We start from the raw sequence: 20,386 nt of genomic DNA on the forward strand, positions 1-20,386 counted from the left end.
GGTTCCAACAAAATCCTAATCCCTCCATGGACATTCCCTCCGTCGTAACGGTAAAATAAAACTAACTTTATACCGTTAGCAGGAGGACCAACCATGAACAACAGCCGGCGAATCGGCATCATTGACATCGGCTCCAACTCAATCCGGTTGGCCGTAAACGAACAAACGACGGGCGGAGCATACCGCGTGATCGGCGAATTCAAGGAATCCGCTCGCTTGAGCCAGCGGATCGGCGCCGACGGGACGTTGGCTCAAGCGGATATTCAGGTGATCGTGCAGATCCTGTCGCATTTTAAAAGGATATGTCAAGCTCACGAGGTGACCGAATACCGGGTTGCCGCCACGGCGGCCATTCGCAATGCGGCAAATTCTCAGGAGATTCTGGACACGCTGCGGCGCGAAAGCGGATTTCACGTCGAGGTGCTATCCGGGGAGGACGAAGCCCGACTCGGCTTCTTGGGCATGATCCAAACGATGGATATTTCGGACGGTTTTCTTGTCGACATCGGCGGGGGAAGCACCGAAATTTCGCTCTTCCGCGACCGCACCTTGATTCGCAGCGTATCATTTCCTTTCGGGGCGGTCAATACGACGCGCAAATTTGCGCCAAGCGGCGAATTTCACGAAGAACAGCTGCGGGGCATCCGCCAGATGGTCGAGGACGCGATTGCCCGCGAGCCCTGGATTCGACAGGCTCCCGGCCTGCCGCTCGTCGGGCTCGGTGGCGGCGTACGGACGCTATGCAAAATCAATCAGCGCAAGCTCAAATATTCCTTACCACTGACGCATAATTATACGATCCCAGCCGCCGAAGTGGACGAGCTCGCCGCCTGGCTCCCGCTTCTGCCCGGAGAAAAACGCAAAAAAATCGACGGCCTGTCCAAAGACCGCTACGATATTATCGTCCCGGGGCTGCTGATTCTTCAGACGATCTTTCAGGCAGCCGGCGCTTCGCATTATGTCGTCAGCGGTGCAGGCCTGCGGGACGGCCTGTTTTTTGAAAGCTTTTACCCTGTCGACACGGAGCTAAAGCATATGGCCGAGCGAAGCGCGGATAACCTGCTCGCCCTTCATTCGACGGCCCCCCGGGCGCATCTCTCGCAGGTGAGCCGGACGGCCTTGAAGCTGTTCGATGCCTTGACGGAGGCGGAAAAGCACCGCTTCGAGCCGCGCATTCGTCTATGCCTGATCATCGCGGCCAAGCTGTACCGGATCGGCGCTTCGCTTAGCTATTACCAGTATCCGAAGCATTCCTTCCATATGATTGCGCACACGCGCATCGACGGTCTGACCCACCGCGAAATTCTGATTTGCGCCTTGACCGCTTCGTACAAAACAAAAGCACGGACCCAGCAGGCCGTGCAGCATCACAAGGATATTTTGAAAAAAACCGATACCGACCTAATCGCCCAGCTCGGAACGCTGCTTAAACTAGCCGTCGCGCTCGATATTAGCGAGACGCAAGCGCTGGAAGTAACGACCGCGTTCTCGGAGAGCAAAGCGCTGCATCTGCGGCTGAAAGCAAAGCACGACCCCTCTGCGGAATACAGAGAGGTCCTCGGACTACAAAAAGAATTTAAAAATACGTGGGGACAGCAGCTCAAAGTTCACGAGTCGTCGTTTTCCACGAGCTGATGCGCATGGCCGTAAATTGACTGCGCAGCTGCGGCTCGTTTCCTTCCGAGCGGACATGCTCGTACATGCCGTTCGGTTGGAGCTGTCGCGCCTTCACGTTATCCTTCAGGTTAAGCCGCAATATATTGATCAGCGACTGCTGGATGCTTTTGTCAAATACGGGACACATCAGTTCGACGCGCCGCGTCAAGTTCCGTGTCATCCAGTCCGCGCTGGCGATATACACTTCCGGCTCCCCGCCGTTCTCGAAATAAAAAATGCGCGAGTGCTCCAAAAACCGGTCCACGATGCTGCGCACCGTGATTCGTTCGCTCAGTCCCGGTACACCCGGTCGCAAGCAGCATACGCCGCGCACGATCAGATCGATCTCAACCCCCGCCTGCGAGGCCGCATACAGCTCATCGACCATCTGCTGGTTCGAGAGCGAGTTGAACTTGGCGATGATCCGCGCCGGCTTGCCTTCGGACGCGTGCTTTGCTTCGCGGCGGATTTTCTCGAACAGCTTATCCATCATGTCCGTAGGCGCCACGCCGAACGCTTTCCAATTGTGCGGCGCCGAATACCCGGTCACCTCGTTGAACAACGCGGATGCGTCCTCCCCGATCTCCTTATGCGACGTAAACAAGCCGATATCGGTGTACAATCTTGCCGTACTGTCGTTGTAATTCCCCGTGCCCACGTGCACGTACCGCCTCAGTCCATCCGCTTCCTGCCGGACGACCAGCGTAATTTTGGCATGCGTCTTCAGCCCTACGAGCCCGTAAACGACATGGCAGCCCGCCTGCTCCAGCTTGCGCGCCCAAGCGATGTTGCGCTCTTCGTCAAAACGCGCCTTCAGCTCCACCACGACCGTCACCTGCTTGCCGGACTCCGCCGCACGGGCAAGCCCTTGAATAAGCGGGGAGATGCCGCTGACCCGGTACAGCGTCATTTTGATGGCGAGCACTTGCGGATCGTAAGCCGCTTGGAGAACAAAATCGGTAACGGCATCGAACGACTCGTAAGGGTGATACACCAGCACATCTTGCTGCCTCAGTTTGGCGAACAGATCCTCGATATCGTCGAGCTCGGAAGGATACACCGGTTGGATCGGGGTGTAGCGCAAATGATCGAAGCCTTGGAGCGCCGACGCCATTTTCATAAAATACGTCAGGTCGAGCGGCCCGTCAATTTCAAAAATATTCTCGACAATCTCGAACTCCTCCGTCAGCTGCTCCAGCGCATACGGATGGATGCCTTTCTGCACCTCGAGGCGGACCGGCGTCCCCCAACGCCGTTTGCGGAGCTGGATTTCGATCTCCTCCAGCAAATCCTCCGCGCCTTCCTCATCAAGCGTCAAATCCGCGTTGCGCGTCAGTCGGAACGCATGGACCGAGATCGGAATATAGCCGCTGAACAGCGTATAAATATGCTTTTCAATGAGATCTTCCATAAGGATGAACTCGCGTTTCTTGCTGTTCGTTCTTCCCGGTACCTCAAGATAACGGCTTAAATTCGACGGCACCTGGAGGATGGCAAAATAAGGTTCGTCCTCCGGATCGTCGCCTTCCTTCATCAGCACGACCGCCAAATATAAAGCCTGTGTCCGCACCAACGGAAAAGGCCGCGACTGGTCGACCGCCATCGGCGTCAGCACGGGGAACACGATATCGTGGTAATATTCGTCCATCGCTTTGCGCTGGGTTACGTTCAAATCGTCGTATTCGGTAAAAGTAATGCCTTCTTTGCCCAACTGCCGGATCATGTCCCGGTACGTCCTGTATTGCTCTGTCACCATTTTGGAGGAGCGCTTCATGACGCGTTTGAACAGTCCGGCGGGCGTGTAGCCGGTGAAATCCTTTTTCGTATGGCCCGCTTTGATCTGATCCTTGATGCCGGCTACACGGACGCTCATAAACTCGTCTAAATTGGAAGAAACGATCGATAAAAATTTGACGCGTTCGAGCAGCGGCGTCTCGGGGTCCTGCGCCTCCTCCAGCACGCGCCAGTTGAATTCGACCCAGCTTAAATCGCGGTTTAGATAATGGTTGGCCGTCTCACGTGCGGCAGTGTCCTTCATAAGGTAGTAAACCCTCCATGGTCATTCACCGTTTAACTTCATTTTTCTGCTTCTTTCATCGTAATTCGACAATGTTAAGCGAGCGCGCTCTTTTTGTTAATTTTATGTAAACGCAAGGGAAAATACACCTAAATTTTCTTCAAGGCGGATTCAAAAAGAGCTTTATCATTATACAACGAAAAGAGCTCCCGAAGGAACTAGCCTCTTCAGGAACTCTTTACATGACAATTATTGAAAAAAAGGGACCTACTCGGTTGGCGGCAGGACGGTTCTGGCGATTTTTCCGTCCAAGGCTTCGTAATCGTAATATCGGATCGTATCGTACAGCTCCTTGCGGGTTTGCATGTCTTGAAGCGACCCCGCTTGCGTTCCGGTGCGGCTGATTTCCGAAAAAACGCGCTCGTAGGCTTTCGCCGCTACCCGCAGCGAGGTTACCGGATAAATGACTATATCGAAGCCCCAAGCCTCGAACTGCTCCGCGGTATAATACGGCGTTTTTCCGAACTCTGTCATGTTCGCCAGCAGCGGCGCGTCGATGGCGGCGCGGAATCGCTTGAACTCCTCCTCGCTCTCCAGCGCCTCGGGAAAAATCCCGTCCGCTCCCGCCGCCAAATAATGCTTGGCCCGGTCAACCGCCGCTTCGAAGCCTTCTACGCTTTTGGCGTCCGTGCGGGCAATGACGACGAGCGTTGGGCTGATTTCTTTGATCGTTTTGATTTTTTGCATCATTTCTTCGGTTGAAACAAGCTTTTTGCCGTTCAAGTGGCCGCATTTCTTCGGCAGTTCCTGGTCCTCGATCTGGACAGCGGCCGCCTTGGCTTCGACCATTTCCTTGGCCGTCCGGGCCGCGTTCAAGATGCCGCCGTAGCCGGTATCGATATCGACCAGCAGCGGAAGCATGGAGGCGCGAACGAGCTCACGAGCCCGGTCCGCGACCTCATTCGAATAAATGAGCCCGAGATCCGGCAAGCCCCGGCTGGCCGTATAGGCGGCGCCGGACAAATAAAGCGACTCGAAGCCGAACTGCGCGGCTATTCTGGCTGCCATCCCGTCGTGCGTACCTGGGATTTTGAGAATCGGGCCGGTTTCCATCCGTTTCCGAAAAAAGGCAGCCAGCTCCCGTTGCTCCTTCTCTTGCTCCATTAACCAAGCCATCGTTACTCCTCCCGGGAAATCATATTCCGCAGCCTTACCGCTAAACTAGATGACGTACAGATTCATGTACTCATTGACCGGCATCTGCTCAAACCGCTCCAAGTCAAGCGACAGTTCGAGAATTTGTGCCGCTTTTCGCTTGGGAAACCTTGTCAGCAGGTTTGCTTCGAATTTATCGATCACCTTCGGCAGCCCTTCGGCCCGCCGTCTGCGGTGGCCGATCGGATATTCGCATTCCACCTTCGCTGTCTCCGTTCCGTCTTTGAACCGGATTTGGATCGCATTGGCAATCGACCGTTTGTCCGGATCGAGGTAATCCCGACTGTACTGCGGATTCTCCGTGACGACCATTTTCTCACGAAGCGCATCGATTCGTGGGTCGGCGGCCGCCTCATCCTCGTAATGCTCCGCCGTCAATTCGCCGTGCAGCAAGCCTACCCCTACCATATATTGGAGGCAGTGGTCGCGGTCCGCCGGGTTATGCAGCGGGCCTTTCTTATCGATGATGCGGATGGCCGATTCATGCGTCGTAATCGTAATCCGATCGATCTCGTCCAGCCGGTCCTTGATCTGCGGGTGCAGTGCAAAGGCGCATTCGACGGCGGTCTGGGCGTGGAACTCGGCCGGGAAGGAGATTTTAAACAACACGTTCTCCATCACGTAAGAGCCGAGCGGGCGCGCAAGCTTCAACGGCTTGCCCTGGAACAAAACGTCCTGGAAGCCCCAGGTTTTGGCCGAAAGCGCGGTAGCGTACCCCATTTCGCCGTTGACGGCCATGAGGGCCAGACGGACGGCGCGGCTGGTTGCGTCTCCGGCCGCCCACGATTTGCGCGATCCCGTATTCGGTGCGTGCCTGTACGTGCGCAAGATTCCGCCGTCCAGCCACGCGTTGGAAAGCGCGTTGACCACCTCGTCCCGGGTGCCGCCCAACATCGCCGTGACGACAGCCGTTGAAGCGATCTTCACCAGCAGCACGTGATCCAAGCCGACGCGGTTGAAGCTGTTTTCAAGTGCGAGCACCCCCTGAATTTCGTGCGCCTTCACGGCGGCGTCCAGCACGTCCCGCATCCGCAAAGGGGCTTTGCCTTCCGCGATCCGGACGCGGCTGAGATAGTCGGCTACCGCCAAAATGCCGCCCAGATTGTCCGAAGGGTGGCCCCATTCGGCGGCCAGCCACGTATCGTTGTAATCGAGCCAGCGGATCATGCACCCGATGTTGAACGCCCCGTGTACAGGATCGAGCTCATAGCGGGTTCCCGGCACCCGGCAGCCGTGAGCCACGGTGACGCCCGGCACGACCGGTCCGAGATGCTTCGCGCATTCCGGAAAGCGCAGCGCCAAAATGGCGGTACCTAGTGAGTCCAAGACGACGTGCTGTGCTATGCGCCGGGCTTCCGGACTTTGGATTTCGTATTCCAGCGCGTAATCCGCGATGTCCACTAACAATTGATCCGCAGCGGATGCGGTTCGTCCTTGTTTATAGGCCATGGATGGGTTTGCTGCCATATCGATGTCTCCTCCCACTAGTTATGAGCCGACCGGGGCCGAATTGGGGTGCAGGTCACGCGGTCCCTTGTACAGGACACGAGGCCGGAAAAGCCGGTTGTTCGCATGCTGCTCCATCACATGCGCGCAGACGCCGACCGTCCGGGCGGCAAGAAAGACCGGGGTGAACAAGTCGATCGGAATACCCAGCAAATAATAAACCGGCGCAGCGTAGTAATCGAGGTTCGGATATAATCCTTTTTCGCGGTTCATCACCTCTTCGCCGATGACGCACATCCGGTACAGCTTCTCTTCGTTTTTGGCGGCCGCAAGCAGGGCTAGCGCCTCTTTCATCAGCATCGCGCGCGGGTCCGGCTTCTTCATGTACACCCGGTGGCCGAAGCCCATGATGCGCTCCTTGCGGGACAATTTGCCGAGGATCAGCGGCTCCATCCTATCCTCATCTCCCGCTTCCAGCAGCATCTTCATCACCGCTTCGTTCGCTCCGCCATGCAGCGTTCCTTTCAGCGAAGCGACGGCGCCGGTCAGCGCCCCGTACAGATCGGCCTGTGTGGACGCAATGACGCGTGCGGCAAAGGTCGAATTCGGCATTTCATGCTCGCTATATACGATCAGCGATTGGTCGAACGTCTTCTCTTCCATTTCGGAAGGAACCTTCCCGGTAATCATGTACAAAAAGTTGGCGCTGTACGAAAGGTCTTGGCGCGGCTCCACCAGAGGCTGCCGCATGGACGCATGATAGCTGCTTGCCACGATTTGGGGCACCTTGGCCAACAGCCGGATCGATTTGCGATAATTCGCCTCCCGCGACCGGTCCTCGATATCCTGGTCATAGCCGGCAATGGCGGAAATGCCCGTTCTTAGAGCATCCATCAGATGCGTCTGCTGCGGAAGCAGGCGCAGGATCGTCAACGCATCCTCCGGCAGTCCGTACTCCGTCTTGAGACTCAGTTCGAGAGCATTCCGCCATTCGGGCGTAGGCAGACTGCCGTCAAGCATTAGCGAAACGACATCCAAATAAGTAACGGTTTTGGCCAACTCGATAAGATCGTAACCCCGGAGCACAATTTGTTCCTTTTCGACATCCAAATAAGAAATTTCGGTCTCGCTTGCGATAACGTTTTCAAGGCCGGGCTGGAAAGATCCGCTCATCGTTCTTTTCGCTCCTCCCGATGGTTTGGCTTAGCCCCTTCAGTATATCTACCCTCTGGAAATCGCGTCCAATATCCGTTAAGTCCTTCCTGATATGCAGAACGTATCAAGCGGGCAAAAGGACGCTCATTCAACGGCCGAACGCTTGGCCGAGCTTTAAAAATTCATGCAGCGCCGGCGACTTCTCGTCCTTCCGCCAAATAAACGCTGTTTCCAGAACGGCGGCTTCCCGAATGTCCCGGTATACGACCCCTTGATTTTGCTGATGCCGGAAAGACGCGGGAACTAAAGCAACCCCCATCCCTTCGGCTACAAAGGCGACAACGGTTAAGATTTCAGGCGCTTCCAGCGCAATGTTAGGCGAAAATCCGGCCTTATAGCATAAATGGATGACGGCATCGTGATAGGTAGAACCGTTTTGCCTAGGCGACAAAATAAACGGCTCGTGTTCCAAATCGCAGACGCTAAGCGATGGCCGGGCGGCCAACGGATGCGCCTCGGGAAGCACCGCCATAAACGGCTCGCGCATAAACAGCTCCGAATCCAAATGCGGACTGTGAATCGGGTTTCGCACAATTCCGAGCTGGATGCTTTTTTCGTGCAGCGCTTGCAGTTGGCTCCCGCTCTTCATTTGATGGAGCTTCAATTCCACCGAAGGAAAACGCAGCCGATACTGCTGCAGCAGCGGAACGATGTGATAGGTCGCGGAACCGACAAAGCCGATCGTCAGTCTGCCCGTTTGCCCCCGGCTCGCTTTCTCCGCCGCCTCACGCGCTTGCTCCACACGCGCTAACGCCGATCGCGACTCCTCCAGAAACACTTTCCCCGCCTCGGTTAATTCGACATGCTGCTTGCTTCGGGAAAACAACGCAAAGCCAAGCTCTTCCTCCAGCTTGCGGATTTGCTGGCTTAACGGGGGCTGCGCCATGTTGAGGCGCGCAGCCGCCCGGCCGAAATGCAGCTCCTCCGCAACGGTAACGAAGTATCGCAAATGACGCAGTTCCATCGTGCCTCTCCCCTTTTGATCGTTCCATCCTTCACTTGTACTTAAATTATACAATAAGGACGAATCATTTTGGAAAATATAGCATAAATAGGAGTAGGACCTGACCAAAAAGGCCAAGTCCTTCGTTATTTTTAGGTTAGACGGAATTCAAGATGCGCTTTAGCCCATGGTTTTGGCAAGCAGGGCATATAAATCCGGCACATCCCTGTCGATTCGCACCGGCTTCCAATCCTGATTCAGCCAGACGTGCTGCGTTCCCCCAGTGACCAGCAGTTCCTCACCGCGTTTAATTTCATAAGCGAACCGGATTCGAAGACTCGTTAACTCGACAATTTTGGTGTTAATCGTTACCAGATCGTCGTAACGGGCAGGCGAGCGGAATTTCAGGTCCGCTTCGATCACCGGCAGCAGCAGGCCGCGGGTCTCCAGCGCTTGATAAGGTAGACCCAGCTCGCGGATCATCTCGGTCCGGCCGACTTCAAACCAATTCAAATAGTTGGCGTGATACACGACGCCCATCTGGTCCGTCTCCTGATAGCGGACGCGTAAAGTATACTGCATACAAACCTCCTGAATCCCCTTGGAACATATGTTTGTAAAGAAAAGGAGCGAAACCGCTGTTCGATTTCGCTCCGCTTGTTCTGCTATCGTAAGGCTTCGACGACAATTTATTACAGCACGCGGGCGCGGCCGGAATAGATGACGCCGACTTCCGGATAGATGGATACTTCGTCGTTGTCTTTCAAGATGCCAAGCGCGTTGTCTACGCCGACGATGACCGGTTTGCCCAAGCTGATGCCGACAACCGCCGCATGGGACGTAATACCGCCCGTTTCGGTAACTACTGCCGCCGCTTTCTCGAAGGCCGGCATGTAGTCTTTATCGGTAGTCACGGTAACCAGAATGCAGCCCTCGGTCGTCTTCGCATTCGCTTCTTCGGCGGAGCGGGCCGTCACAACGTGGCCTGTGGCGATTTGCGTGCCGATCCCTTGGCCTTTGGCAATCATTTCACCGATTTGATGAACTTTGATCAAGTTAGTCGTCCCGGAGCGGCCAACCGGTACGCCCGCAGTGATGACGACAAGATCGCCCAAGCTGACGAGGCCAGACTTCACGCTAGCGTCTACGGCATGCTCGAACAATTGGTCCGTCGAAGTGCATGTCTCGCCCTTCACCGGAATAACGCCCCATACGAGCGACAGACGGCGCAGCACGCGATCGTTCGGCGTTACCGCGATGATCGGCGCTTTCGGACGGTACTTGGACACCATGCGCGCCGTATAGCCGCTTTCCGTGGAAGTCAGAATCGCTTTGGCGTCCAGATCAAGCGCCGAGTTCGCTACCGCTTGGCTGATCGCCTCGGTTACGGTCGTCTGCTGCGCATTGCTTTGACGAATAAAGATTTCACGGTATTCCAGCGCCGATTCCGCACGCTCAGCGATGCGGGCCATCGTCTGAACGGACTCTACCGGGTATTTTCCTGCCGCCGTTTCACCCGACAGCATCACGGCATCCGTGCCGTCGAAGATTGCGTTCGCCACGTCGCTCGCTTCCGCACGCGTCGGGCGCGGGTTGCGCTGCATGGAGTCCAGCATCATCGTAGCCGTAATAACCGGCTTGCCAACCTGGTTACACTTTTTGATCATCGCTTTTTGCACGATCGGCACGTCTTCGGCCGGAATTTCCACGCCGAGATCGCCGCGCGCTACCATGAGACCGTCGGATACCTCCAAAATTTCGTCGAGGTTTTCCACGCCTTCCTGGTTTTCGATTTTGGAGATGATTTGAATATGCGTTGCGTTATGGCGGTCCAGAATTTCGCGGATCTCAAGGACGTCGCTCGCTTTGCGCACGAAAGAAGCAGCGATAAAATCCACTCCCTGCTGAATGCCGAAAATGATATCGTTCGCGTCTTTTTCCGTGATGCCCGGCAGGTTGATTTTTACCCCCGGCACGTTCACGCCTTTCTTGCCTCCGAGCAGTCCGCCGTTTTTAATCCGGCACACGATATCCGTTCCGCGGATATCCTCGACTGTCAATCCGATCAAGCCGTCATCGATCAGGATAGTGGAGCCGATCTTGACGTCCTTGTACAGGTCGTTGTATGTGATGGAAACGCGCTCGGCGTCGCCGAGTACTTCCTCCGTCGTTAAAGTAATCAGATTGTCTTGGAGCAGTTCGACTTTTTGATCGTCCTTCAGCTTGCCGGTCCGGATTTCCGGTCCTTTAGTATCAAGCAGAATGGCTACGCTTTTGCCGAGCTCCTGACAAGCTTGACGCACGTTCTTGATTCTGTTGCCATGCTCTTCGAAATCGCCGTGGGAGAAGTTCAGACGAGCAACGTTCATCCCTGCATCAATCAGTTTCTTGAACATGTCCAGCGATTCGCTGACCGGTCCGATGGTACACACAATTTTTGTTTTACGCATGATTTCCCTCCTGGATGGTGGTGAACCGACCGATGTGTCTAAATTTATTATAGCGGTCTTCTATTAATTCATTCTCCGTCATCTTGAGCAATTCCTGCAAGTGGGTCCACAACATTTGCTTAATCGATTCCGCCTGCAAGGCAACATCCCGATGGGCACCGCCCTTCGGTTCGGGAATGATCGCATCGATAACGCCGAGCTTCAAAATTTCGTCCGCCGTAATCTTCATCGCTTCGGCTGCTTCCATCGATTTCGAAGCGTCTTTATATAAAATCGAGGCTGCGCCTTCCGGGCTGATGACCGAATAAATCGCATTTTCAAGCATAAATACGCGGTTGCCTACGCCAAGCGCCAGAGCGCCGCCGCTGCCGCCTTCGCCGATGACGACGCACAAGACGGGCACCCGCAAGGACGCCATTTCCATCAGGTTCCGGGCGATGGCTTCCCCTTGTCCTCTCTCTTCCGCTGCATTGCCGGGATAAGCACCTTTCGTATCGATGAACGTGATGATGGGGCGCTTGAACTTGTCCGCCTGCTTCATAAAGCGCAGCGCTTTGCGGAAGCCTTCCGGATGCGGGCTGCCAAAGTGACGCGCAATGTTGTCCTTCGTATCTTTCCCTTTCTGATGGCCGACCACCGTCACCGGGATGCCGTTAAAGCGCGCGATGCCGCCCACAATGGCCAGGTCGTCGCCGAATAAACGGTCCCCGTGCAGCTCGATGAAATCGGTGAACAAATGCTGAATGTAGTCAAGTGTCGTCGGACGCTGCGGATGACGGGCGACCTGCATTTTTTGCCGGGTCGACATGCCGGCGTACAATTCCGTTTCGAGCTGCTCCAGCCGCTGCTCCAAGCGCTTGATCTCCTCCGAGAAATCGATCTGCTTGTCCGCTCCGAACTTGCGCAGCTCGTCGATTTTAGCCCGAAGCTCGACTAGCGGCTGCTCAAAAGGCATTTCACTAGCCATTCACGGTTTCCTCCTTTACCGCGTGCATGCTAAGAAGACGGGTCAGCGTACTGCGCATTTCTTTGCGGTGCGAGACCAGGTCCACTTGTCCATGCTTCAGGTTGAATTCCGCCGTTTGGAAGCCTGGCGGCAGCTTGATTCTCATCGTCTGTTCGATGACGCGTCCGCCGGTAAAGCCGAACGCCGCGCCCGGCTCCGCAATAATGTAGTCTCCAAGCATCGCGAAGCTCGCGCTGACGCCGCCGAAGGTTGGGTCGGTAATGACGGAAATGTACAGGCCGCCCTGCTCGTTCAGCTTGGCGATCGCCGCGCTCGTTTTCGCCATCTGCATCAGGCTGAGAATACTTTCCTGCATCCGCGCGCCGCCCGATGTGGAGAAAATGATAAGCGGCCGGTTCGTCCGGGTTGCATACTCGATCGCGTTCGTCACCTTTTCGCCGACAACCGATCCGAGCGATCCGCCCATAAAGTCGAAGCTCATCACCGCTACGACAACCGGATACCCTCCGATCGTTCCTTCGCCGGTAATAACAGCGTCCTGCATACCGGTAGCTTCGACCGCTTTGTTGTACTTGGCTATGTAAGCAGGGAATTCCAGCGGGTCCTGGGATGCCATCTCGCTGTCAAATTCTACAAAGCGGCCTTCGTCCATCGTCATCTGGATGCGCTCTACGGCATTCAGCTTGTAATGGTACTCGCAAGCGGTACATACCTTCAAATTTTTATCAAGTTCTTTGTTGTACTGGATCGTTCCGCACTTGGGACACTTGTTCATCAGGCCTTCCGGGATTTCACGCTTCGGACGCTCTTCGGGAACGTCGATAGCTCCGTCCATCACCCGGTTCGGAGCCGTCCTGTCCACGGAAGGAACCGTGGCATATTTTCTTTTCTTCTGAAACAAGTCTTTAAATTGCACACTTACACCTCGCTTGCAGTATTTTGGGACTTGTTTAGGATCTATGCAAAATGGAGTTCAGCACTTCCTGAACCTCTTCCAATTCGCCTTCGGGAACGACGATTTCAAACTGATTTTTGGTCATGTTGATCGCGCGGACTTGAACAAGGAAGCCTTCTTCCGTCAGTCTTTGCTTGATTCTTTCAGCGATTTTAGCGGTCGGAGCGATATAAATAACCGTCCACATGAAAAAAGACCTCCCGAACATAATGCAATAATGATATCATAAGTGCACTTTTTCCCGCAACCGAAGCCCGGTATGCCGGAAGGGAGGTCTTATCCTTAAGATGTGCACCGCTTCGACAATTCGGCAAATCTCGACATCAGGTTTGCGGCGGGAGGCCGTCCACCTCGTCTTGATGCTTGTGCGCGATCCGGGCCGAAGCCGCGGCGGCCAACCCCGCCACCAGATCGTCCAAAAAAACGTGAATGCGCTTCGGATGGTCATTCAGCTCGCGGATGATGCCCGGCTTCTTCTTGTCCAAGTAACCGAAGCTGGTCAGCCCGACCATGCCATATACGTGAACGATGCCGAGCGCCAAGGTCTCGTCCACGCCGTACAAGGGCGCGTCCGTCTCCATCAGTCCCTGCAGCGGCTCGGGCAGCTCCTTTCGTTCGGCCAGCTCGTCCAGCGCGATTCCGGTATACAGCACGTATTGGACTTCGCGCTTTTGGAGTACCGTCATCACGCTCTCGATGCATGCCTCCGCGGAAAGCGCGGGATTATAGGGGAGCTGCAGCTCGCGCACAATGTCCGCTATGCGTTCGACGGTTACGCCGCGCTTCTTCAAATATTCGACAATAGGCTGGCAGGACATAAAAACAACGCCTCCTCCGGTTCCATTCGTAACTCGTGCAAAACCGGCGAGTCTCACGTCTCGCCGAACTGGGTGCAGGTTACTAAATGTATGCGGAGGAGGCGCGATTTATTTCACTTTTACGCTCTCTTTGCCGAGCAGCTCCTCAATGCGAGCGAACAGCTCGGGAGACGGCTTTACTTTGTATTGGTCGCTTAAGCCAAGCGTTTTTTGGGTCCGCTCGTAGTATAGCACAACCGGCAACGGACCGCCATGTCCGGCGATCAGCCGCTTGAGCGATTCCAGCACCGCCGGCTGCTCGCGCTGCGGCGAGATGCGCATGTAGACGCGCTGCCCCATCGTTGCGGCGCGGGGACCGCTAGCGGCAGCTTCAGCGGCCCGTGCGGGCGGGTCCGCAGCCTTGCGCTCCGCCCCCTTGGGCGCTTGATCCGCCGCCGGGGAAGCCGCCGCCGCGTACCGGCTTCGCGACTCGCGGGCAGCCTCCGCCGAAGCTGAGCCGCGGGGCGTAGAGCCCGAAGCGCGCCGCTGACCGCTTCGCGGGGAGCCCGCAGGGAGCGGGGCCGGCTTGACCGCCTTCTGCTCCAGGTGCGGATCGTCCAGCGCGATAAGCTGATCGGCCAGCAGCTTGTAGTCTTCGTCCCCGAGCTGAAGCTTGGCGACGACCAGCACGGGCTTGCCCTTCTGCACCAGCGGGGCGTACTTTTTCCACGTTTCCGGGAACAGCACGACCTCCGCCTTGCCGACACGATCCTCCAGCTCCATAAACGCCATCGGCTGGCCTTTTTTCGTGACGATTGTCTTGTTCGAGATGACCAGACCGGCGACCATGACGTCGCTGCCGTCCGGGTACTCCTGAAGCCGGGAAAGCAGGTCCATTTCCAGCTTCTGCAGCACCGCATCGAAATCGTCTAGCGGGCTGCCGGAAATGTACAGGCCGAGCAGCTCCCGCTCCAGCTCCAGCTTTTGCGTCAGCGTGAACGGAGGAATCTCGGGATATTCGACCTCCCAGCTGACCTCCTCCGTGAAGCCGTCGAGCACAAGCTGCAGATCTTCGCGGTCCTTGCGCCACTTGACCGCCGCATCGACGGCGTCTTCCAGCATTGCGAGCTGCTGGGACCGGTGACCCGGCAGCGAATCGAGCGCGCCGCCTTGAATCAGCGACTCCATCACGCGCTTGTTGCATAAGCGCAGATCGACGCGCCGGCAAAAGTCGATCAAGCTGGCATAGGCGCCCGTACGGCGTTCTGCGATGATCGATTCGATCGCGTGCGTCCCGACGTTCTTGATCGCCGCGAGGCCGAAGCGAATCGCGCCGCCGTTCTCCGTTGCAACCGGCGTAAACAGAAAGCCGCTTTCGTTCACGTCGGGCGGGAGCACGGCGATGCCCATGCGGCGGCAATCGTCGGCATATTCCGCGATTTTATGATGGCTGCCCGTCACCGCGGTCAGCATCGACGCCATGAACGGCACGGGGTAATGCGCCTTCAGATACGCCGTCTGGAACGCGAGCACGCCGTAAGCCGTCGCATGCGCCCGCGGGTAGCCATAGTCAGCGAAGCGGACGATCATGTCGTATACCCGGTTCGCCTCGGCTTCGCTATAGCCTTGGCTGAGGCTTCCTTTCACGAAGTGGCCGCGCTCCTTGTCCAGCACTTCCCGCTTCTTCTTGCTAACCGCCCGACGCAGCAAATCCGCTTCGCCGAGGCTGAACCCGGCCATCTTCGAAGCGATCTGCATGATCTGCTCCTGATAAATGATGATCCCGCACGTGTCCCGAAGAATCGGCTCCAGCGCTTCATGCGGGTATTCTACCGGCTGTAGCCCGTGCTTGCAGGCGATATATTTCGGGATGAATTCCATCGGGCCCGGCCGGTAAAGCGCGAGCACCGAGATGATATCCTCAAAGTTCGACGGCCGCAGCTCCTTCAGCACGCGGCGCATGCCGGCCGACTCCAGCTGGAAAATGCCCGTCGTATCACCCCGGCTGAGCAGCTCGTACGTCGCCGGATCATCCGCCGGAACCTTCGTCCAATCGAAGGGCGCCCCCGTCTGCTCGCTGATCCATTCCAGCGTGCGCTCGATGATGGACAGCGTCCGCAGGCCGAGAAAGTCCATCTTCAGCAGGCCGATCGATTCCAGATGCTCCATCGTATACTGCGTCAGCGCCGTCTGCTCGGTTCCTTCCTGCAGCGGCACGTACTGCGTCAGCGGCTCGCGCGAAATGACCACGCCCGCGGCATGGGTGGAGGCGTGGCGCGGCATGCCTTCCACCTTCATCGCCAGCTCCAGCAACTCCGCCGTCTTCGGCTGCTTGGCGGCAAGCGCCTTCAGGTCGGGGCTCGTGCGCAGCGCCTCCTCCAGCGTCATGCCGAGCTGATGCGGGATCAGCTTGGCGGCGCGGTCCACCTCGCCGTAAGGCATGTTCAGCACCCGGCCGACGTCGCGCACCGCTCCTTTGGCAGCCATCGTTCCGAAGGTAATAATTTGCGCCACCCGGTCCCGGCCGTACTTGCGCACGACATAGTCGATCACCTCGTCGCGCCGGAGGTCGCTGAAGTCGATATCGATATCGGGCATCGATACCCGCTCGGGGTTCAGGAACCGCTCGAACAGCAGGTTATAGCGGATCGGGTCCACATCGGTGATGCGCAGCACGTAGGCGACGATGCTCCCCGCCGACGACCCCCGTCCGGGTCCGGTCGCGATCCCCTGCTCGTGGGCGAAGCGGATGAAGTCCCATACGATCAGAAAATAATCGGAATACCCCATCCGCTCGATGACGGACAGCTCGTAATGCAGCCGTTCTTCCAACTTGCTCCGCCACGCCGCGTCGTTCCATTCCTCAGCCGCGCCGTAACGCTGCTCCAGGCCCTGCCGACAAAGCCCGGCGAGATACGTCCCGGCCGTCATGCCGTCCGGAATCGGGGCAAATTCCGGTAAAATCGACTGCCCGAATTCGAGCTCGAGGTCGCATCGCCGAGCTACTTCCAGCGTATTGTCAAGCGCCTCCGGCGCATGGGCGAACAGCTCCGCCATCTCGTCCGGGCTTTTCAAATAAAGCTGCGACGTATGAAACTTAAGCCGCGCTTCGTCGTCGATCGTTTTGCCCGTACCTATGCAAATGAGGATGTCCTGAACGGCATGGTCCGGTTCGTGAACGTAGTGCACGTCGTTGGTCGCGACCAGCGGAATGCCGGTGTCGCGGGCAAGCCGGAGCATGTCCTGCAGCACTTTCTTTTGCTCCGTCAGGCCGTGGTCCTGCAGCTCCAAGAAGAAGTCGTCTCCGAAGATCGCGCGGTAACGAAGCGCCGCCTCCTTCGCCTCGTCGTAACGCCCGTGCAGCAGATGCTGCGACACCTCGCTGCCAAGGCACGAGCTGGTGCAGATCAGCCCTTCCGCATAGCGCTCCAGATGCTCCAGATCGATCCGCGGCTTATAGTGATAGCCTTCCAAATGTCCGATGGAGCACAGCTTCATTAGATTTTGGTAGCCGGTTTTATTTTTGGCGAGCAGAATCAGGTGGTAGATCGGCTGCTCTTGACGGCTGCCCTTTTGCCGGATGGAGGCAGAAGTGAAATAAACCTCACACCCGATAATCGGCTTGATCCCCCGCTGCTTGCACGCTTTATAAAAAGGAATGGCGCCGTACATCACCCCGTGATCCGTAAGCGCCAGCGCCTTCATGCCGAGCTCGGCCGCACGGCCGACCAAATCGTCGATGCGCGCGGCACCGTCGAGCAGACTGTATTCGCTGTGCACATGCAAATGTACGAAATCGCCCATCCGGGCCGCCTCCCCGCGTTTGAAATATTTATCCATAGTTTAGCATAATGCGAACAAGTGTGCCATATATTTAGTAAGGCGAAGTCGGCCAAGCCCCGAACGGCTGGGAACGGCTCGACAGGAAAGGATGAGGAACGATGTCTCCGTTTGTATCCAGATGCTTTCTTGATTTTTTCGTGGCGTTCGGAGTCGTGCTCGGGGGGACGATGCTGGCCGGCATCGGCGCCGTATTGACGCTCGAACCGCCGGTGTACCGGATGACGAGCGTCGCGGAGCAAATCAAAATTTGGGCGATCGTCGCCGCCATCGGCGGAACGATCGATCCGATCCGCGCGATTGAGACGCATTTTATCGAGGGACACATCTCCCCGGCGATCAAGCAAATCTTGTACATCGTCTGCGCCTTCGTCGGCGCGCATATGGGCTCGACCCTGATCCAGTGGATCTGCAAAGGAGGTAGCGAAGGGTGAAGGAGCCCGCTTCCGGTTCGTCCGGCGGTTTTTTGCGTGCGGCGGGCCTTCTTATGGCCGGGATGGTCATCGGCGCCGCCCTGTTTCTGAGCGTGTACAATCAACGCTTGAATATGATGATCGAGCAGAACCGGGAGCTGCTCTCCGCCAAGGTGGATCTGGAGGTCAAGATCGCCGATTTGACCAAAACGAAAAATCAGCAGACGACGATCAATCTCCTGAACATTTATATCGAACCCGCTGAGCACACGACGCTCGACAAGGTGACGGAAAGCGAGCTGAAGCGCCGCATTCACGGCGATTTGAAAAAAATCGTCGTCGGCCGCAAAATATCGGATTTCGCCGCCATGCCCGACGTGTACGAGCAGATTTTGACGGAGAAGCCTTACGTCGGCGTGCTGGATAAGGATTATATCGTACAGTCCGTCAAATGGATCGTGCTGACGCAAACGGAGCTGAAGGTATGGGTCACGGTCAAAGAGTGGAAACGCATCCCGCTCTCGTATTCTCCCGCTCCCGGTTGATTTCCCGGGCGGAAATCGCTAAAGTGGAAGCAGAACCCGTACATAAGGATGTGCCGCTCAAGATGCAAACCATTCAATGGACGCTCAGCGTGCTGATCGTCATCTTCCTCGTATTATCTTTATATTTCAGCGTGCGTTACCGCCGGGAAGCGGAACCGAAGCAGCGCGGCCTGTACTCGGCCCGGATGAACATCTGCATGGGACTTATGCTTGTCGTCATCGCCATATCCCAACTGTTCTTCTTCGAAGATTCCGCAACCCGCCGCATCTTCGGAACCGTCTGCCTGCTGCTCGGCTTGTTCAATCTGTTTGCGGGCATCCGCAATCACAATCTGTTCAGCCGGAAATAAACCTTCCGCCCGCTGGGCCCGTGAAACCCGTGAAGCCGTTTCAACTCAGCCGTGTTTTCGCGGGCTAAGCGGCTTCGCAGCCGCCCTCTCCCCCTTTAAGGCTCGAATACTTGTGCCGTCAGCATCGCCTTGGCCACCAAGACCCCGTCGAGATGCATCTCGACATCGATTTTGCCGAATTTGCGGCTCACCTCGATGATGCGGGGACGAATTTCTACCGCGCTGTCAATCTGCACCGGCTTGATAAAATACGAAGCCATGTTGTCCAGCACCAAGTCGCCCTTCTTGACATCCTGCACCGCGTGATAAGCGGCCTGCGTCATCAGCACCGTCAGCACGCCTTCGGAGACGGTGCCAAGCCGATTCGTCATCTGCGGGGTGATCGTTCCGCGAAAAACGGCATGCCCGTCCCCGTCCTTCTCCTCGCAGAAGCCCGACCAGATTAAATCCTCGAACGTCTCCCCGTGCTGCGGCTGGCGCTGAATATGCTGCATCGCCTTCAGCACGTCCTTGCGGCTGATAACGCCGGTCAGCTTGCGGCTCATGTCGATGATCGGCAGCAGCTCGATGCCCTCCCATACCATCAGATGGGCCGCCGCCGCCACCGACGTATTTGCGCTTGCCGTCACCGGTCCCCGGGTCATCCGCTTGTCGATCGTCTGGTCCGGCTCGGCGCCGATCAAATCCTTCGACGTAATCATGCCGATGACGCGGTTCCACTCGTCCACCACCGGAAAACGGCTGTGTCCGGTTTCCTCGTGCAGCCGCTGCCAGTCTTTCAGCGTATGGTGCGCCTTTAGTGCGTATACCTGCATCGATTGGGGGACGATGTCCTCGATCAGCAAAATTTTCTTCTTGATCAGCCGGTCGTAAATCGCCCGGTTGATCAAGGATGCGACCGTGAACGTATCGTAGCTGCTGGAAATGATAGGAAGCTCGAGCCGGTCGGCAAGCGCCTTGACCTCCTCACTTGTCCCGAAGCCGCCCGTAATCAGCACGCCCGCCCCTTGCTCCAGCGCGCCCAGATGCGCCGTGCTCCGGTTTCCGACGATCAGCAGGCTGCCCGGATCGATATAGCGCATCATTGCATCCTGCTCCATCGCGCCGATGACGAACTTGTTCAAGGTTTTGTCCAAACCCGCCATGCCGCCGAGCACTTCGCCGTCGACCATATTCACGACTTCCGCGAACGTCAGCTTATCCATCTGGTCGCGCAGCTTTTTCTCGACGCGGACCGTACCTACCCGCTCCTTCGTCGCCACCAGCCCGATTGCATCTGCCTCCTTAATCGCGCGGTAAGCCGTTCCTTCGCTGACCCCCAGCATCTCGGCGATTTTACGGACGGAGATTTTGCTGCCGATTTTCAAGCTCTCGATATATTTCAAGATTTGTTCGTGCTTCGTTGCGGTTTCCTGCACGTTGGTCGATTCGGTTTCACTCATCTGTCTCACCAATCCATTCTATTCCTGTATCACTCTGTACTATATCTTATCATTTTTTTGGCGCGAAAAAAACTGTGCTCGGGACTCGACGTAGCCGGGGCAGAAAAAAAGTCCGTTTCCCACCGCGCAAGGTGT

17 protein-coding genes are annotated in these 20,386 nt (G+C 56.7%); 4 read left to right on the plus strand and 13 right to left on the minus strand.

Annotated elements, in window-relative coordinates:
- The first annotated feature begins 93 nt into the window (after positions 1 to 93).
- A complete protein-coding gene (locus PEL01S_RS01480) occupies positions 94 to 1,635 on the plus strand; it encodes a Ppx/GppA phosphatase family protein (RefSeq protein WP_063181910.1) in 1,542 nt (513 codons plus the stop codon).
- Here PEL01S_RS01480 and ppk1 read toward each other — a convergent pair.
- The 12 genes from ppk1 to PEL01S_RS01540 all read right to left on the minus strand — a co-directional run bounded on the left by ppk1 (position 1,601) and on the right by PEL01S_RS01540 (position 17,465).
- Positions 1,601 to 3,694: a polyphosphate kinase 1 gene (ppk1, locus tag PEL01S_RS01485; protein WP_127458989.1), complete on the minus strand. Its 2,094-nt coding sequence runs from the start codon at positions 3,692 to 3,694 to the stop codon at positions 1,601 to 1,603. The two genes, PEL01S_RS01480 and ppk1, sit on opposite strands and share 35 nt — an antisense overlap.
- 246 nt (positions 3,695 to 3,940) lie before the next feature.
- Positions 3,941 to 4,849, minus strand: a complete 909-nt coding sequence (gene prpB, locus PEL01S_RS01490; protein WP_127458990.1) for a methylisocitrate lyase — start codon at positions 4,847 to 4,849, stop codon at positions 3,941 to 3,943.
- Positions 4,850 to 4,894: 45 nt separating this feature from the next.
- Positions 4,895 to 6,355: a bifunctional 2-methylcitrate dehydratase/aconitate hydratase gene (locus PEL01S_RS01495; RefSeq protein ID WP_275587090.1), complete on the minus strand. Its 1,461-nt coding sequence runs from the start codon at positions 6,353 to 6,355 to the stop codon at positions 4,895 to 4,897.
- Positions 6,356 to 6,376: 21 nt separating this feature from the next.
- Positions 6,377 to 7,507, minus strand: coding sequence for a citrate synthase (gene mmgD, locus PEL01S_RS01500; protein WP_127458991.1), 1,131 nt, complete (start codon positions 7,505 to 7,507; stop codon positions 6,377 to 6,379).
- Between the two features lie 130 nt (positions 7,508 to 7,637).
- The gene (locus PEL01S_RS01505; RefSeq protein WP_127458992.1) at positions 7,638 to 8,513 is read right to left on the minus strand and encodes a LysR substrate-binding domain-containing protein; all 876 of its coding nucleotides are present in this window, start codon (positions 8,511 to 8,513) and stop codon (positions 7,638 to 7,640) included.
- Positions 8,514 to 8,672: 159 nt separating this feature from the next.
- Entirely contained in the window at positions 8,673 to 9,074 is a 402-nt protein-coding gene (locus PEL01S_RS01510; protein WP_127458993.1) for an acyl-CoA thioesterase, read from the minus strand.
- A 110-nt stretch (positions 9,075 to 9,184) separates the two neighbouring features.
- Positions 9,185 to 10,942, minus strand: a complete 1,758-nt coding sequence (gene pyk / locus PEL01S_RS01515) for a pyruvate kinase (RefSeq protein WP_063181897.1) — start codon at positions 10,940 to 10,942, stop codon at positions 9,185 to 9,187.
- Positions 10,935 to 11,909 carry an acetyl-CoA carboxylase carboxyl transferase subunit alpha gene (gene accA / locus PEL01S_RS01520; protein ID WP_063181895.1) on the minus strand — a complete coding sequence of 325 codons (975 nt, stop codon included), beginning with the start codon at positions 11,907 to 11,909 and terminating at the stop codon, positions 10,935 to 10,937. Before accA ends, pyk begins: the two co-directional genes overlap by 8 nt.
- Positions 11,902 to 12,825 (minus strand): acetyl-CoA carboxylase, carboxyltransferase subunit beta, encoded by a 924-nt coding sequence (gene accD / locus PEL01S_RS01525; RefSeq protein ID WP_127458994.1) that lies wholly within the window; start codon positions 12,823 to 12,825, stop codon positions 11,902 to 11,904. The genes accA and accD overlap by 8 nt, the downstream gene beginning before the upstream one ends.
- 34 nt (positions 12,826 to 12,859) lie before the next feature.
- A complete protein-coding gene (locus PEL01S_RS01530) occupies positions 12,860 to 13,051 on the minus strand; it encodes a hypothetical protein (RefSeq protein WP_010496159.1) in 192 nt (63 codons plus the stop codon).
- A 136-nt stretch (positions 13,052 to 13,187) separates the two neighbouring features.
- Positions 13,188 to 13,682 carry a phosphatidylglycerophosphatase A family protein gene (locus PEL01S_RS01535; protein WP_108534652.1) on the minus strand — a complete coding sequence of 165 codons (495 nt, stop codon included), beginning with the start codon at positions 13,680 to 13,682 and terminating at the stop codon, positions 13,188 to 13,190.
- A 108-nt stretch (positions 13,683 to 13,790) separates the two neighbouring features.
- Positions 13,791 to 17,465 carry a DNA polymerase III subunit alpha gene (locus tag PEL01S_RS01540; RefSeq protein ID WP_127458995.1) on the minus strand — a complete coding sequence of 1,225 codons (3,675 nt, stop codon included), beginning with the start codon at positions 17,463 to 17,465 and terminating at the stop codon, positions 13,791 to 13,793.
- A 137-nt stretch (positions 17,466 to 17,602) separates the two neighbouring features.
- Between PEL01S_RS01540 and PEL01S_RS01545 the strand changes: the two genes are divergently transcribed.
- The 3 genes from PEL01S_RS01545 (at position 17,603) to PEL01S_RS01555 (ending at position 18,809) form a co-directional block, all read left to right on the plus strand.
- Positions 17,603 to 17,935: a YtrH family sporulation protein gene (locus tag PEL01S_RS01545; protein WP_010496167.1), complete on the plus strand. Its 333-nt coding sequence runs from the start codon at positions 17,603 to 17,605 to the stop codon at positions 17,933 to 17,935.
- A complete protein-coding gene (locus PEL01S_RS01550) occupies positions 17,932 to 18,459 on the plus strand; it encodes a sporulation membrane protein YtrI (RefSeq protein WP_174806883.1) in 528 nt (175 codons plus the stop codon). Before PEL01S_RS01545 ends, PEL01S_RS01550 begins: the two co-directional genes overlap by 4 nt.
- A gap of 62 nt (positions 18,460 to 18,521) precedes the next feature.
- Positions 18,522 to 18,809 (plus strand): YtpI family protein, encoded by a 288-nt coding sequence (locus tag PEL01S_RS01555; RefSeq protein ID WP_063182291.1) that lies wholly within the window; start codon positions 18,522 to 18,524, stop codon positions 18,807 to 18,809.
- Between the two features lie 95 nt (positions 18,810 to 18,904).
- On the opposite strand, the gene PEL01S_RS01560 is transcribed toward PEL01S_RS01555, so the two are convergent.
- Positions 18,905 to 20,251 carry a DRTGG domain-containing protein gene (locus PEL01S_RS01560; protein ID WP_063181887.1) on the minus strand — a complete coding sequence of 449 codons (1,347 nt, stop codon included), beginning with the start codon at positions 20,249 to 20,251 and terminating at the stop codon, positions 18,905 to 18,907.
- Between the last annotated feature and the right edge of the window lie 135 nt (positions 20,252 to 20,386).

It is taken from the genome of Paenibacillus elgii NBRC 100335 (assembly GCF_004000865.1).
Classification (GTDB): Bacteria; Bacillota; Bacilli; order Paenibacillales; family NBRC-103111; genus Paenibacillus_G; species Paenibacillus_G elgii.